The organism is Mycobacterium sp. Root265 (assembly GCF_001428895.1).
In the GTDB taxonomy this organism is placed as follows: Bacteria; Actinomycetota; Actinomycetes; order Mycobacteriales; family Mycobacteriaceae; genus Mycobacterium.
Map to the genome: position 1 here is coordinate 25,866 of NZ_LMJA01000028.1, position 14,437 is coordinate 40,302.

The 14,437-nt window shown below is 68.7% G+C and carries 15 protein-coding genes; 13 read left to right on the forward strand and 2 right to left on the reverse strand.

Annotated elements, in window-relative coordinates:
* Positions 1 to 31: 31 nt before the first annotated feature.
* The 11 genes from map to ASE48_RS18750 all read left to right on the forward strand — a co-directional run bounded on the left by map (position 32) and on the right by ASE48_RS18750 (position 9,988).
* Positions 32 to 889, forward strand: a complete 858-nt coding sequence (map, locus tag ASE48_RS18700; protein ID WP_057168651.1) for a type I methionyl aminopeptidase — start codon at positions 32 to 34, stop codon at positions 887 to 889.
* Positions 886 to 2,376, forward strand: a complete 1,491-nt coding sequence (locus ASE48_RS18705) for a cobyric acid synthase (RefSeq protein WP_268766315.1) — start codon at positions 886 to 888, stop codon at positions 2,374 to 2,376. Before map ends, ASE48_RS18705 begins: the two co-directional genes overlap by 4 nt.
* A gap of 5 nt (positions 2,377 to 2,381) precedes the next feature.
* Positions 2,382 to 3,044 carry a hypothetical protein gene (locus ASE48_RS18710; RefSeq protein WP_057168652.1) on the forward strand — a complete coding sequence of 221 codons (663 nt, stop codon included), beginning with the start codon at positions 2,382 to 2,384 and terminating at the stop codon, positions 3,042 to 3,044.
* A gap of 64 nt (positions 3,045 to 3,108) precedes the next feature.
* A complete protein-coding gene (locus ASE48_RS18715; RefSeq protein ID WP_057168653.1) occupies positions 3,109 to 3,684 on the forward strand; it encodes an alpha/beta hydrolase in 576 nt (191 codons plus the stop codon).
* A 102-nt stretch (positions 3,685 to 3,786) separates the two neighbouring features.
* On the forward strand, positions 3,787 to 5,151 hold the full coding sequence (locus tag ASE48_RS18720) for a glutamine synthetase family protein (RefSeq protein WP_057168654.1): 1,365 nt from the start codon (positions 3,787 to 3,789) through the stop codon (positions 5,149 to 5,151).
* Positions 5,138 to 5,896 carry a gamma-glutamyl-gamma-aminobutyrate hydrolase family protein gene (locus tag ASE48_RS18725; protein ID WP_057168655.1) on the forward strand — a complete coding sequence of 253 codons (759 nt, stop codon included), beginning with the start codon at positions 5,138 to 5,140 and terminating at the stop codon, positions 5,894 to 5,896. The genes ASE48_RS18720 and ASE48_RS18725 overlap by 14 nt, the downstream gene beginning before the upstream one ends.
* Positions 5,893 to 7,260: an aldehyde dehydrogenase family protein gene (locus ASE48_RS18730; protein ID WP_057168656.1), complete on the forward strand. Its 1,368-nt coding sequence runs from the start codon at positions 5,893 to 5,895 to the stop codon at positions 7,258 to 7,260. The genes ASE48_RS18725 and ASE48_RS18730 overlap by 4 nt, the downstream gene beginning before the upstream one ends.
* On the forward strand, positions 7,260 to 8,042 hold the full coding sequence (locus tag ASE48_RS18735) for a 3-oxoacyl-ACP reductase (RefSeq protein ID WP_057168657.1): 783 nt from the start codon (positions 7,260 to 7,262) through the stop codon (positions 8,040 to 8,042). The genes ASE48_RS18730 and ASE48_RS18735 overlap by 1 nt, the downstream gene beginning before the upstream one ends.
* Positions 8,043 to 8,055: 13 nt before the next feature.
* Complete coding sequence (locus ASE48_RS18740) at positions 8,056 to 8,778, forward strand: FadR/GntR family transcriptional regulator (protein WP_057168658.1); 723 nt, start codon at positions 8,056 to 8,058, stop codon at positions 8,776 to 8,778.
* Positions 8,779 to 8,788: 10 nt separating this feature from the next.
* Positions 8,789 to 9,109 carry an ArsR/SmtB family transcription factor gene (locus tag ASE48_RS18745; protein ID WP_057168659.1) on the forward strand — a complete coding sequence of 107 codons (321 nt, stop codon included), beginning with the start codon at positions 8,789 to 8,791 and terminating at the stop codon, positions 9,107 to 9,109.
* Positions 9,110 to 9,157: 48 nt separating this feature from the next.
* Positions 9,158 to 9,988, forward strand: a complete 831-nt coding sequence (locus ASE48_RS18750) for a class I SAM-dependent methyltransferase (RefSeq protein ID WP_057168660.1) — start codon at positions 9,158 to 9,160, stop codon at positions 9,986 to 9,988.
* A 2-nt stretch (positions 9,989 to 9,990) separates the two neighbouring features.
* Here ASE48_RS18750 and mtr read toward each other — a convergent pair whose 3' ends face one another.
* The gene (gene mtr, locus ASE48_RS18755; RefSeq protein WP_057168661.1) at positions 9,991 to 11,385 is read right to left on the reverse strand and encodes a mycothione reductase; all 1,395 of its coding nucleotides are present in this window, start codon (positions 11,383 to 11,385) and stop codon (positions 9,991 to 9,993) included.
* 11 nt (positions 11,386 to 11,396) lie between these two features.
* Entirely contained in the window at positions 11,397 to 12,416 is a 1,020-nt protein-coding gene (locus ASE48_RS18760) for an alpha/beta hydrolase (protein WP_057168988.1), read from the reverse strand.
* A 67-nt stretch (positions 12,417 to 12,483) separates the two neighbouring features.
* Here ASE48_RS18760 and mqo point away from each other — a divergent pair, with 67 nt between their 5' ends.
* Both mqo and ASE48_RS18770 read left to right on the forward strand, forming a co-directional pair.
* A complete protein-coding gene (gene mqo, locus ASE48_RS18765) occupies positions 12,484 to 13,977 on the forward strand; it encodes a malate dehydrogenase (quinone) (RefSeq protein WP_057168662.1) in 1,494 nt (497 codons plus the stop codon).
* On the forward strand, positions 13,974 to 14,435 hold the full coding sequence (locus ASE48_RS18770; RefSeq protein WP_057168663.1) for a GNAT family N-acetyltransferase: 462 nt from the start codon (positions 13,974 to 13,976) through the stop codon (positions 14,433 to 14,435). Before mqo ends, ASE48_RS18770 begins: the two co-directional genes overlap by 4 nt.
* The last annotated feature ends 2 nt before the right edge of the window (positions 14,436 to 14,437 follow it).

Consider the following 14,437-nt stretch of genomic DNA (forward strand, 5'->3'; position numbering starts at 1 on the left):
CCGCCCGTGAGCCGACGATTAGGCTGTCCCCATGCCTGTGCGCGCGCCCCTTCGGTCCGGTGAGCTCTCCCCGACACTGCCGGTGCCCAAGTCCATCCCGCGTCCCGAGTACGCATGGAAGCCGACGGCGGTCGAAGGCCACGAACCGTGGGTGCAGACGCCGGAGGTCATCGAGAAGATGCGGGTGGCCGGACGGATCGCGGCCGGCGCCCTCGCCGAGGCCGGCAAGGCGGTCGCGCCCGGGGTGACCACCGACCACCTGGACCGCGTCGCGCACGAGTACATGCTCGATCACGGCGCGTACCCGTCCACCCTGGGCTACAAGGGATTTCCCAAGTCCTGCTGCACCTCGCTGAACGAGGTCATCTGCCACGGCATCCCGGATTCCACCGTCATCGAGGACGGTGACATCGTCAACATCGACGTTACCGCCTACCGCGACGGGGTGCACGGCGACACCAACGCCACCTTCCTGGCAGGCGATGTCTCCGAGGAGCACCGCCTGCTGGTCGAACGCACCCACGAGGCGACCATGCGTGCCATCAAGGCGGTCAAACCCGGCCGGGCACTGTCCATCGTCGGCCGGGTCATCGAGGCCTACGCGAACCGGTTCGGCTACAACGTGGTACGCGATTTCACCGGTCACGGCATCGGCGAGACCTTCCACAACGGCCTGGTCGTGCTGCACTACGACCAGCCCGCGGTGGAGACCGTCATCGAACCGGGCATGACCTTCACCATCGAACCGATGATCAACCTCGGCGCCCTGGACTACGAGATCTGGGATGACGGCTGGACGGTGGCCACCCGCGATCGCAAGTGGACCGCCCAGTTCGAGCACACGCTGGTGGTCACCGAGGACGGTGCCGAGATCCTGACGCTCGTGTGAGCGCACTGCTGATCGCCGGCACCACCTCCGACGCCGGCAAGTCGATGGTGGTCGCCGGGCTGTGCAGACTGCTGGCGCGCAGGGGAATTCGGGTCGCGCCGTTCAAGGCGCAGAACATGAGCAACAACTCCGCCGTCACCGTCGAGGGCGGTGAGATCGGCCGCGCCCAGGCCATGCAGGCGCGTGCGGCCGGGCTGGCGCCCAGCGTGCGGTTCAACCCGGTGCTGCTCAAACCGGGCAGCGACCGGACATCGCAACTGGTGGTGCGCGGTCAGGTCGCGGGCACCATGGCCGCCGGCGACTACCTGACCAAACGGCGTCAACTCGCCGATATCGTCAACGGCGAATTGGCAGCACTGCGAACAGAATTCGACGTGGTCATCTGCGAGGGCGCCGGGTCGCCGGCGGAGATCAACCTGCGGGCCACCGATCTGGCGAACATGGGACTTGCCCGCGCCGGCGATCTGCCGGTGGTGGTGGTCGGCGACATCGACCGCGGTGGCCTGCTGGCCCACCTGTTCGGGACCGTCGCGGTGCTCGAACCCGAGGATCAGAAGCTCATCAGCGGATTCCTGGTGAACAAGTTCCGCGGTGACCCGGCGCTACTGGAACCTGGGCTGCACCAACTGCGCGACCTGACCGGGCGGCCCACCTACGGCGTCATCCCGTACCTGGACGGGCTGTGGCTGGACACCGAGGATTCGCTGTCGGTGCAGGCCGGGCAGAGCCTCGGGCAGCCGATCCCGCCCCGCGGCGCGGAGTGGCTGACGGTGGCCGCGGTGCGCCTGCCGCGCATCTCGAACTCCACCGACGTCGAGGCGCTGGCCTGTGAGCCGGGGGTGGCGGTGCGCTGGGTCGCCGACCCCGCCGAGGTCGCCGAGGCCGATGTGGTGGTGCTGCCCGGCAGCAAGGCGACCGTCTCCGACCTGGCATGGCTGCGCGAGCGCGGCCTGGCCGCGGCGGTGCACGCGCACGCGGCGGCGGGCCGGCCGGTGCTCGGTGTGTGCGGCGGCTTCCAGATGCTGTGCCGGTCCATCGACGACCCAGTCGAATCCGGCGCCGGTGCCGTCGACGGGCTCGGCCTGCTCGACGCCGACATCGTGTTCGAGCCGGAGAAGACGTTGCGGCACTGGGAAACTCCGTTGCACGGCTACGAGATCCACCACGGTCAGGTCCGTCGCAGCGGCGACGACGACTGGCTGGGCGTCGGGATCCGCCGCGGTGCGGTCTACGGCACGCACTGGCACGGCCTGCTCGACAACGACGAGGTCCGGCGCGCCTGGCTGACCGAGGCCGCCGCGGCGGCGGGCCGGTCCGGCTTCGAGGTGGCCGGCGACGTCAGCGTGGTCGCCCGCCGCGATGCCCAGCTGGACCTGATGGCCGATGCGCTGACCACCCACGTCGATCTCGATGCGCTGCTGGGTCTGCTCGGCGGTGCTCCGCGGCGACCGGTCATCGCCTCGGCGCTGGGTAGCCTGGGCCCATGACGCCCATGGTTCGGTGGCTGCCGGCACTGCTCGCGGTGATGGCCACCGCGCTCACCGGTTGCACCAGCGCCGTACAGGGCAGCCCGACCTGGCCGGGGGAGCGACTGGAACGCGTGCTGCTGAGCTCGGCCGACTTCCCGGCGGGCGTGCAGTTCGACCGCATCATCGAGAACCCCGGCGAACCCGACGGCACCGGGGCGCCGCCGGCGATGCTGTCCGATCCGCCCGGGTGCAGCGAGGGCTTCACCAAGGTGATCACCGCGTCCGCCGAGCGCGGCGCCGGCAGCGCGGCCAAGTACACCGTCAGCTACGACGGGGCCCGGACGCTGGTGACGGTGCTGAGCTGGCCGCTGGACATGGAGGGGCTGGACGCCACCGCGCAGCGGTGCGCGAGCTTCGCGACCTACTTCGACCGCAACGCCGCACCCATCCCGATGACCACCGAACGACTGGACACCGAGCGCCCCGACGCGCTGGTCTATCAGCAGACGATGGATCTCGCCGGTGCGCAGAGCAGTGTCTGGTTCTCCTTCGAGAACGTCGATTCGATGGCCGTTTTCGCCGTCGCGTTCCCGACGGCCAACCCGTCGATCCCCGTCAAAGCCACGCTGCCGCAGACCTTTCTGGATGTCACCGGCAAACAAGCGCAACGTCTGCGGACACCCTGATGGCCGACGTGCAAGACCGGGAAAACGCCTGCGCCGAGCCCGCGGATGTCCTAGCGTGACCGACATGCCCCCCGAGACCGCTGGGTCGACCGTGACCGTCGACGGTTTCGCATTCCCGGTCGAGGTCGCAGGTCCGGAGAACGCCGGAGTGGTGGTGCTGCTGGGGTCCGTCCAGCATGCGCCGGCGGCCTACAGCGCGGTGTGTGAGCGGCTGCACACCGCATCGCTGCGCACCGTCGTCATCGCCCCGTCGCCCCGCCTGACCGCGGTTTCAGTTATCGCCATCCTGGACGCGCTGCAGGTGCGCTGGGGCACCCTGGTCGGCGACCGGGTCGGGGCCGAACTGGCCTGGGAGCTCGCGGCCACCCGGCTGGACCGGTTCACCGGGCTGGTGGTGATCGACCGCGGACATCCGCGCGCCCCCGATGAGGCCGGCGCCATCCGCGACGAGAACTGCCCGCCGGTGGAGGTGGCCACCACCGCGTTGGTGAGCACCGCCGCGGCGGCGAAAGTGGCGCGCGCCAGCCAGCGCTTCGTCTACGGCGACTTCCGTCTGGTCGAGCTGCTGGGGCGGCGCAACGCCGGCGAATCCACCGCGCAGCTGGCCGCCGAGATCGTGATGCGCACCAGCACCTGGTGACGGCGGGGCCCTCTCGCATTCCATTGGTCTGATGGCCTACCTTTAGAGGTGGCGCCGGGTCACCGCCGATCCCGCGCCGTAGCCGACGAGGGAGTGCGCCCCATGGTTGACACCGGAATGCTGTCGCAGGCCGATCTGGAACAGCTCGTCGCCGCCCGCGAGATCGACACCGTCATCGTCGCGTTCCCCGACATGCAGGGCCGTCTCATCGGTAAACGGGTGTCGGCGCGGCTGTTCGTCGAAGAGGTCGCCGCGCACGGCGCCGAGTGTTGCAACTACCTGCTGGCCGTCGATGTCGACATGAACACCGTCGACGGCTATGCGATGTCGAGCTGGGAGACCGGCTACGGCGACATGGCCATGACCCCGGATTTCGCCACCCTGCGCCTGCTGCCGTGGCAGCCGGGCACGGCGCTGGTGATGGCCGACCTGTCCTTCACCGACGGCCGGCCCGTCGCGGTTTCCCCGCGCACCATCCTGCGCACCCAGCTCGACCGGCTGGCCGAGCGCGGCCTGAGCGCGTTCGTCGGTACCGAGCTGGAGTTCATGGTCTTCGACGACACCTACCGCGAGGCCTGGAAATCCGGCTACCGCAACCTGACACCGGCCACCGATTACAACATCGACTACGCGATGCTGGCGTCCACCCGGATGGAGCCGCTGCTGCGCGACATCCGCCTCGGGATGGATGGCGCGGGCATGTACTGCGAGGGCGTGAAGGGCGAGTGCAACCTGGGTCAGCAGGAAATCGCGTTCCGCTATGACGAGGCCCTGGTCACCTGCGACAACCACACCATCTACAAGAACGGCGCCAAGGAGATCGCCGATCAGCACGGCAAATCGCTGACCTTCATGGCCAAGTTCGATGAGCGCGAAGGCAACAGCTGCCACATCCACATCTCGCTGCAAGCCACCGACGGGGCGGCGGTCTTCGCCGACGAGGATGATCCGGACGGCATGTCGGCGATGTTCCGCAGCTTCGTGGCAGGCCAGATCGCCACCCTGCGCGAGCTCACCTTCTTCTACGCACCGAACATCAACTCCTACAAGCGTTTCGCCGACGGCAGCTTTGCCCCGACCGCGATCGCCTGGGGGATGGACAACCGCACCTGCGCGCTGCGGGTGGTCGGTCACGGCCCCGGGATGCGGGTGGAGTGCCGGGCACCCGGCGGTGACGTCAACCAGTACCTGGCCGTCGCGGCGCTGATCGCCGGCGGTCTGCACGGTATCGATGAGGGCCTGGAACTGGAGGAAGCCTGCACCGGCAACGCCTACACCGGTGGCGCGCAACGGCTGCCGAGCACCCTGGCCGAGTCGGCGGCGCTGTTCGAGCACTCCGAGATCGCCAAGGCCGCGTTCGGTGACGAGGTGGTCGCCCACTATCTGAACAATGCGCACATCGAGCTCGCCGCGTTCAATGCCGCGGTGACCGACTGGGAGAGGGTGCGCGGCTTTGAGCGACTCTGAAGCCAGAGCGGTCCCGAGACCTGTCCTGGGCCTGACCACCTACCTGCAGCGCGCCCAGACCGGCGTCTGGGATGTCGACGCCAGCTTCCTGCCGGCCATCTACATCGACGGGGTGAACCGCGGCGGCGCCACCGCGCTGCTGCTGCCGCCGCAACCCGGCGGCACCGAGGTGGCCGACCGCGTCCTCGACGGCATCGACGGCGTGATCATCACCGGCGGCCGCGACGTCAACCCGGAAAGCTATGGCAGTCAACGGCACCCGACCACCGATGAGCCGATGGGCGAGCGGGACTCCTGGGAGTTCGCACTGCTCAACGCGGCGTTGCGGCGCGGTATGCCGGTGCTCGGAATCTGCCGCGGCGCCCAGGTGCTCAACGTCGCGCTCGGCGGCACCCTGCACCAGCACCTGCCCGATGTGCTCGGGCACAGCCGCCACCAGCAGGGCAACGCGGTGTTCAGCACCTCCTCGGTACGCACCGTGGCCGGGACCCGGCTGGCGGCCCTCATCGGTGAGACCTCCGATGCGCAGTGCTATCACCATCAGGCCATCGACGCGCTCGGTGCCGGGCTGATCGTCAGCGCCCGCGACACCGCCGACGGTGTCATCGAGGCGGTTGAACTCGAAGGCGACAGCTTCGTGCTCGCCGTGCAGTGGCATCCCGAGGAGCGCCTCGACGATGTGCGGCTGTTCACGGCGGTGGCCGACGCGGCACGCGAATACACAACAGAAAGGGTGTCCCGATGAGCACCTCGACGGTCATCAACCCGGCCACCGAGGACGTACTGCGCGATGTCGAACTGCTCGACATCGAGGCGGTGGACGATGCGGTGGCCCGCGCGGTCGCCGCGCAGCGGCGGTGGGCCCGGCTGGCGCCCGCCGAACGGGCCGGCGCGCTGCGGGCCTTCGCTGCGGTCGTCGACGCGCATATCGGTGAGCTCGCCGCCCTGGAGGTCGCCAACTCCGGGCACCCGGTCGGGCAGGCCGAATGGGAGGCCGGGCATGTCCGCGACGTGCTGACCTACTACTCGGCCGCCCCGGAACGCCTGCTGGGACAGCAGATCCCGGTGGCCGGCGGTATCGACATCACCTTCAACGAGCCGCTCGGGGTCGTCGGGATCATCACCCCGTGGAACTTCCCGATGACCATCGCGTCGTGGGGTTTCGCCCCGGCGCTGGCCGCCGGTAACGCCGTGGTGCTCAAACCGGCCGAATGGACGCCGCTGACCAGCCTGCGCCTGGCCGAGCTGGCGGTGGCGGCCGGGCTGGACCCCGACCTGTTCCAGGTGCTGCCGGGCGCCGGAGGGGTGGTCGGCGAACGCTTCGTCAGCCACCCCGATGTGCGCAAGATCGTGTTCACCGGATCGACCGCCGTCGGCACCCGGGTGATGGCCGGTGCGGCCGCGCAGGTCAAACGCGTCACCCTGGAACTCGGGGGCAAGAGCGCCAATATCGTGTTCGACGACTGCGACCTGGAGCGCGCGGCTGCCACCGCGCCCTACGGCGTCTTCGACAATGCCGGCCAGGACTGCTGCGCGCGCAGCCGAATTTTGGTGCAGCGCAACGTCTACGACCGGTTCATGGAACTGCTGGAACCCGCCGTCGCGAGTGTGAAGGTCGGCGACCCGACCTCCCGCGACACCGAGATGGGACCATTGGTGTCGCGCACACACTGGGAATCGGTGCGCGGCTACGTCCCCGACGATGCCCCGGTGGCCTTTCGCGGATCGGCACCGTCAGGTCCCGGCTTCTGGTTCCCGCCAACGGTGTTGACGCCGCAGCGCACCGACCGCACCGTCACCGAGGAGATCTTCGGGCCGGTGGTCACCGTGCTGCCGTTCGAGGACGAGGCCGACGCCATCGCGCTGGCCAACGACACCAGCTACGGGCTGTCCGGCTCGATCTGGACCGAGAACGTGTCACGGGCGCTGCGGGTCTCGCGTGCCGTGGAGGCCGGGAACCTCAGCGTCAACTCGCACTCCTCGGTGCGCTACAGCACCCCGTTCGGTGGCTTCAAACAGTCCGGCCTCGGCCGCGAGCTGGGCCCCGATGCGCCACTGCACTTCACAGAAACCAAGAACGTCTTCATTGCGATAACGGAGAACATCTAATGGAAAACGTAGATCTGACCCAGCGACTCAAGGACAAGGTCGCCGTCATCACCGGCGGCGCCAGCGGTATCGGGCTGGCGGCCGCCAAGCGCATGCAGGCCGAAGGTGCGATCGTCGTCATCGGCGATGTCGATCCGGCCGCGGGCAAGACCGTCGCCAACGATCTCAATGTCCAGTTCGTCCAGGTCGATGTCTCCGACCCAGCTGCGGTGGACAACCTGTTCGACACCGCCTTCGACGTGCACGGCGGGGTGGACATCGCCTTCAACAACGCCGGAATCAGCCCGCCCGACGACGATCTGATCGAGAACACCAGCCTCGACGCGTGGCAGCGGGTACAGGACGTGAACCTCAAATCGGTGTTCCTGTGCTCGAAGGCGGCGCTGCGGCACATGGTGCCCGCCCAGAAGGGGTCGATCATCAACACCGCATCGTTCGTGGCGGTGCTCGGCTCGGCCACCTCGCAGATCTCCTACACCGCCTCCAAGGGTGGGGTGCTCGCGATGTCGCGCGAGCTCGGCGTGCAGTACGCCCGCCAGGGCATCCGGGTCAACGCGCTGTGCCCGGGCCCGGTGAACACTCCACTGCTCAAGGAACTGTTCGCCAAGGATCCCGAGCGCGCCGCGCGCCGGCTGGTGCACGTCCCCGTCGGCCGGTTCGCCGAGCCCGAGGAACTGGCGGCCGCGGTGGCGTTCCTGGCCAGCGACGACGCGTCCTTCATCACCGGGTCCAGCTTCCTGGTCGACGGTGGTATCAGCTCGGCCTACGTCACGCCGCTGTGAGATAGCGGACACCATGACCTCCCCGCCGGATCCGCAGACCACCTCGGAGAGCCTGCTGCGACCGGTACGGCTGGGCAATGCCTTCGAGGACACCGTGGCGCGGCTGCTGCAGACCATCCGGCTCGGGGTGCTGGCGCCCGGCGAGTCGCTGCCACCGGAACGCGAGCTGGCCGCGCGGCTCGGCGTCAGCCGGGACACCGTGCGGGAGGCCATCAAATCACTGGCCGAGGCCGGCTATCTGGTGTCGCGGCGCGGACGGTACGGCGGCACGTTCCTGGCCGACGAGATACCCAGGCTGGCACCCGGCACCGAGGACGTCACCCGGGCCGACATCGACGATGCGCTGCGACTGCGCGAGATCCTGGAGGTGGGCGCCGCGCGGTCGGCGGCCGGCCGCACGCTGACCGAGGCCGAGCGCGGTGAGCTGTGCGCCCGGCTCGACGATGTGCGCGGGGCCGCCCCCGAGGACTACCGCCGGCTGGACTCCCGGCTGCACCTGGCGATCGCGGAGGCGGCGGGTTCGGTGTCGCTGGTGCCGCTGGTGGCCGAGAACCGGATGCGGGTCAACGCCCTGCTGGACCAGATCCCGCTGTTGCCGCGCAACATCGCGCACTCCGACGAGCAGCACGAGGCGATCGTCGGCGCCATCCTGGCCGCAGACGCCGCCGCGGCGGCCGACGCCATGTGCGCGCACCTGGCCGGCTCGGCCGCGCTGCTGCACGGCTTCCTGGACTAGATTGCCTTCCATGGAGGACGCGTCGGTGGTGCAGAAGGCGTCATCGGCGCTTGCCGACGTCGACACCTCCGAATGGGCGCGCCGGTTCGACCTGCTCTCGGACCCGCATCGCCTCGAGATCCTGCTCAGCCTGCACCGGGTTCCGGGCATCTGTGTCAGCGACCTGGCCGCCGCGCTGGGGCGATCCGAAAACGCGGTGTCGCAGGCACTTCGGGTGCTGCGCGGGCAGGGCTGGGTGACCAGCAGCCGAGCGGGCCGTTCGGTCAGCTACCGGCTCGCCGACGACATCGTGCATGACCTGCTGCATTGGATCGGTGCGGGTCACAACTGATCCGCGATTTCCGGACATTTCCGGCCAGGTTCGGATCAGCATGGATTGATGAACGCCACCGAGACGGATTCCGCCGACGCCGACCGCGCACTCAAGCTCAGACACCGCGCCCTGTGGGCCTCCGGCGACTACGTCGCGGTGGCCACCGAACTCATCCCCGAACTCGGCTCCGAACTGGTCGAGGCCTGCCGGGTCGGCGCCGGTGACCGGGTCCTCGACGTCGCCGCCGGCGCGGGTAATGCCGCCATCCCGGCCGCGTGCGCCGGGGCATCGGTCACGGCCGCCGACCTCACCCCCGAACTGTTCGCCGCGGGCCGCACCCGCGCCGCGCAACAGGGCGTCGAGCTGGACTGGGTGGAGGCCGACGCGGAGGCGATGCCGTTCGCGGACAACGCCTTCGACATCGTGATGTCCTGCGTGGGCGTCATGTTCGCGCCCCGGCACCAGGCCAGTGCCGACGAACTCGTGCGGGTATGCCGTCCGGGCGGCACCATCGGGCTGATCAACTGGACGCCGACGGGTTTCGTCGGGCAGCTGTTCGCCACCATGAAGCCCTTCGCGCCGCCGCCACCTCCCGGTGCGAGTCCGGCACCGTTGTGGGGGGACGAAACCCACGTGAGCGAATTGTTCGGTGACCGGGTCACCGGCGCCGACATGCAGCGCCGGACGGTGCGCCTCGATCACTGCAGCGAACCGCTGGAGTTCCGCGAGTACTGGAAGCGCAACTACGGACCCACCATCGCGGTCTACGCAGCCAACGCCGACCGGCCCGACCGGCTTGCCGCGCTGGACGACGCCTTCCTCGAATTCCTGGCGTCATCCCGGCGGGATGACGGCTGGGAGGCGGAGTACCTGCTGGTGACGGCGACCAGGCGCTGAACTCAGTCCAGCAGACCCAGCAGTGCGTTCTCGATCACCTCGGGCAGCGCGGGGTGGATCCAATACTGGCCGGTGGCAACCTCTTTGGCGGTCTGGCCGAAGCTGATCGCCTGGATCAGCGGCTGGATGATGGAGGACGCCTGATGGCCCATGATGTGGGCGCCCAGCAGCTTGCCGGTGGCGCGGTCGCCGATGAGTTTCGCGACGCCGGTGTGGTCCTCCATGGCCCACCCGTAGGCGGTGTCGCTGTAGTCCTGCACCTTGACCACGATGTCGTGGCCGGCCTCGCGGGCCTCGGCCTCGGTCAGCCCGACGGTGGCCATCTGGGGGTCGGTGAACACCGCCGACGGTACGAAACGGTGATCGCTGGCCACCATGGCCGCGGTGTCGTCCCAGTCGCGCAGCAGGTTGTGCCGGACCACCCGCATCTCGTGATTGGCCACATGCTTGAGCTGATACGCCGAGGACACGTCGCCCAGCGCCCACACCCCGCGCGCGGAGGTGCGCTGGTACTCGTCGACCACGACCATGCTGCCGTCGAGCTGGACCCCGGCCAGATCGGCGTCCAGCTGATCGCCGTTGGGCTTGCGGCCGGTGGCCACCAGCAACATGTCCGCGACCAGCTCGGAACCGTCGTCGAGTTCCAATACGACACCGTCACCGCCCTGCGGGCGCGACCCGACCACGTTGGTGTGCGTGCGCAGATCCCACTTGGCCGCCGCCAGATCGGTGAACCGGTGGCAGACCGTCTCATCGCAGTGGGTCAGCATTCCGGGTCCGCGCACCACGACGGTGATGCGCACTCCGAGCGCGGAGAACACGTGCGCGAATTCCGCGGCCACGAAACCGCCGCCGACGATCACCAGGTGCTCGGGCAGCGCCGCGATCCGCATGATGTTGTCGCTGGTGTAGTACTGCACACCGCATTCGGTGATGGCCGGCGGCACGACGGCGCGGGCCCCGGCGGCGATCACCACCTGATCCGAGCTGAACTCCGCACCGTCCTCGGCGCGCAGTGTGTAGCGTCCGTCGGCGGCGCCGGTGAACCGGGTGTGGCTGCCGTACACGTCGATGTTGGTCATGCTGCGCTTGTAGGCTTCGCCGCCGGCCGCGATCGGGTCGATACGGCCGAAGACCCGCGACACGATGTCGGGCCAGCGCACCTTGTCGATGTGGGAGTCGATGCCGAAGCGGGAACTCTCCCGGATGGTCTGCGCGACCTCCGCGGCGTAGACGAACATCTTGGTGGGGATGCAGCCGACGTTCAGGCAGGTGCCGCCGAAGGTGCCCTGTTCGCAGATCGCCACGCGCATATCGCCGTAGCGGGCGTCGAACTCGGCGTTGGGGATGCTGTTCCCCGAGCCGGTCCCGATGATGGTCAGGTCGTAGTGCTCCACGCGGGCCGTCCTTATCCGGAATGTGGTGTGGTCGATGGTGCCCCGGTCCTGAGATACCAGTCCAGCCACCTGTCCAGCTCGTAATAGGCGGCCGACCGCGGCTCGGCGAGCGACAGGAAGACATCGTGTTTGGCGTCGGTGATCGGTACCACCGTAAGCCGGTTGCCGACACAGCCCGCCCACCGGGCGATCTGGGCGACGTCGAGCACGGCGTCGCCGCGCTGGATGAGTTCCGGTTCGGGGGATTCGGTGACGCTGTGATCCGAGCGCAGGATCAGGCTGGGCACGCCGACGTCCAGGCCGCGGTGCAGTCGCAACTGGGCGCGCCGGATCGCGTTGATCCAGCCGAACGTCACCGGGAATCCGCCGACCGGCTTCCACTCCAGGTTGTATTCGAACTCCCCGGAGTAGTCGCGGTGCAGGCTGGTCCCGTATCCGCCCGCCGTCGGTTTGCGGACCACCTGCATCTTGCGCAGCCGAGCCAGCGCGATCAGCGCGGCCGAGGTCGGCGGGGTACGCAGGATCGCCGGTCCGTGCAGGTCGAGGAACGGGCTGTTGAGCACCAGCCCGCTGATCGGGGTGCTCACCTGGCGGCTGCGCAGCCGGTCCAGCCACAGCGACACGATCAGCCCGCCCGCCGAATGCCCGTACATCAGCACGTCGGCGGCGCCGATGGCGTCCAGCGCGGCTTCCAGCGCGCCGTCATAGTGCGCCAGATTGGAGGTGAAGTGCGGGGTCTGGCCGTCCCGGCGGGACCGGCCGCACTTGGGCAGATCGAGGGCATAGAAGGCGAATCCCCGGCCGGCGAAGTGATCGGCCAGCTCGGTGTGGAAGAAATAGTCGGTGTAGCCGTGCACCGCCAGCACGGCGCGCTCCCGGTGATTCTCCCCGTCGCTTCGCTCGCCCCGACCCGGCGGTTCACCACGACGGATGAGGGTGGCCACGAGGTCGCCCTCCCCATCGGGATCGGCGCCCAGGGCCAGCGGCCGCTGCCAATAGCCAGGTAATACGTCAGGCTCCCAGCCGGTCACCTCAGCCACTCTAGTGACCTGCACGGCCCGACCGCTTCTCTTGTCACCGGCGGGATAACCTTATTGCGTGTCTGACCCGAAAGTAGCCAAGACAGACGTCGTGCTCGTCGGCGCTGGAATCATGAGCGCCACGCTCGGTGCGCTGCTGCGCCTCCTGGAACCCGACTGGTCGATCACCATGATCGAACGCCTCGACGGTGCCGCCGCCGAGAGCAGCGATCCGTGGAACAACGCCGGTACCGGTCACTCCGCGCTCTGTGAGCTGAACTACACGCCGCAGAAGTCCGACGGCTCCATCGACACCGCCAAGGCCATCACGGTCAACGAGCAGTTCCAGGTGTCGCGCCAGTTCTGGGCCTACGCGGTGGAGAACGGTGTGCTGCCCGATGTGCGCAGCTTCCTCAACCCGATCCCGCACGTGAGCTTCGTGCACGGTGCGGCGAACGCGCAGTACCTGAAGGCCCGGCACGCGGCGCTGGTGACCAACCCGCTCTTCGCCTCGATGGAGTACATCGACGACAAGGACGAGTTCGCCCGCCGGCTTCCGTTGATGGCGGCCAAACGCGACTACACCGATCCCGTCGCGCTGAACTGGACACAGGCCGGCACCGATGTGGACTTCGGCTCGTTGTCGCGTCAGCTGATCGGCTACACCGCCAACAACGGCATGACCACCCTGTTCGGCCACGACGTGCGCGATCTGCACAAGGAATCCGACGGCAGCTGGACGGTGAAGGTCGTCAACCGGCGCACCGGCGCCAAGAGCAAGATCAACGCCAAGTTCGTGTTCGTGGGCGCCGGTGGCGGCGCGCTGCCGTTGCTGCAGAAGGCCGGTATCCCGGAGGCCAAGGGCTTCGGTGGTTTCCCGGTCGGCGGGCAGTGGTTGCGTACCGACAATCCCGAGCTCGCGGCAGCCCACCAGGCGAAGGTGTACGGCGCACCGCCGCTGGGTGCTCCGCCGATGTCGGTGCCGCACTTGGACACCCGCGTCATCAACGGCCGGTCCTACCTGCTGTTCGGTCCTTTCGCGGGCTGGACGCCGAAGTTCCTCAAGCAGGGAAAGTTCACCGACCTGCCGCTCTCGGTCAAGCCGAACAACATCGGTTCCATGCTCGGCGTCGGGCTCACCGAGATGAGCCTGGTGAAGTATCTGCTCGGCCAGCTTGCCCTCAGTGAGGCCGACCGTGTGAACGATCTGCGGGTATTCGCGCCCAGCGCACAGGATTCCGACTGGGACCTCGCCATCGCCGGTCAGCGGGTCCAGGTGATCCGCCGCAAGGGTGCCGGTGGTGTTCTCGAGTTCGGCACCACCGTGCTCACCGCCGGTGACGGCAGCATCGCCGGTCTGCTGGGCGCCTCCCCGGGCGCCTCGACGGCCGTGCCCGCCATGCTGGAGGTGATGGAACGTTGCTTCGCCGATCAGTACAAGGGCTGGCTGCCCAAGCTCAAGGAGATGGTCCCCTCGCTCGGCATCAAGCTGTCGGGGGAGCCCGCGCTGTTCCAAGAGGTGTGGGATTACGGCACCAAGGTCCTCAAGCTGGATGCGCCCGCGCCCGTATGACGGTCGCGCTGCGCCGAAGCTGGGCCAAGGATCTGGATGCGGCGACGCTCTATGAGCTGCTGAAGCTGCGCGTCGAGGTCTTCGTCGTCGAGCAGGCCTGTCCGTACCCGGAACTCGACGGCCGCGATCTGCTCGCCGAGACGCGCCATTTCTGGCTGGAAGGCGTTGACGGTCAGGTGATCTCGACGCTGCGCCTGATGGAGGAACATCCCGGCGGGGAGAAGGTGTTCCGGATCGGCCGGGTGTGCACCAAACGCGCCGACCGCGGGCACGGGCACACCTCACGGCTGATGCAGGCCGCCATCGCCGAGGTGGGCAACTATCCGTGCCGCATCGATGCCCAGGCCTATCTGCAGGACATGTACAGCGCGCACGGGTTCGTGCGCGACGGCGACGAATATGTGGAAGACGGTATCCCGCACGTGCCGATGATCCGGCCGGGAGCAGTGGCGCTGTGACG

Coding starts and splice junctions, on each gene's coding strand:
- map (WP_057168651.1), top strand. CDS start 32: ATGCCTGTGCGCGCGCCCCTTCGGTCCGGTGAGCTCTCCCCGACACTG.
- ASE48_RS18710 (WP_057168652.1), top strand. CDS start 2,382: ATGGTTCGGTGGCTGCCGGCACTGCTCGCGGTGATGGCCACCGCGCTC.
- ASE48_RS18715 (WP_057168653.1), top strand. CDS start 3,109: ATGCCCCCCGAGACCGCTGGGTCGACCGTGACCGTCGACGGTTTCGCA.
- ASE48_RS18720 (WP_057168654.1), top strand. CDS start 3,787: ATGGTTGACACCGGAATGCTGTCGCAGGCCGATCTGGAACAGCTCGTC.
- ASE48_RS18730 (WP_057168656.1), top strand. CDS start 5,893: ATGAGCACCTCGACGGTCATCAACCCGGCCACCGAGGACGTACTGCGC.
- ASE48_RS18735 (WP_057168657.1), top strand. CDS start 7,260: ATGGAAAACGTAGATCTGACCCAGCGACTCAAGGACAAGGTCGCCGTC.
- ASE48_RS18740 (WP_057168658.1), top strand. CDS start 8,056: ATGACCTCCCCGCCGGATCCGCAGACCACCTCGGAGAGCCTGCTGCGA.
- ASE48_RS18745 (WP_057168659.1), top strand. CDS start 8,789: ATGGAGGACGCGTCGGTGGTGCAGAAGGCGTCATCGGCGCTTGCCGAC.
- ASE48_RS18750 (WP_057168660.1), top strand. CDS start 9,158: ATGAACGCCACCGAGACGGATTCCGCCGACGCCGACCGCGCACTCAAG.
- ASE48_RS18770 (WP_057168663.1), top strand. CDS start 13,974: ATGACGGTCGCGCTGCGCCGAAGCTGGGCCAAGGATCTGGATGCGGCG.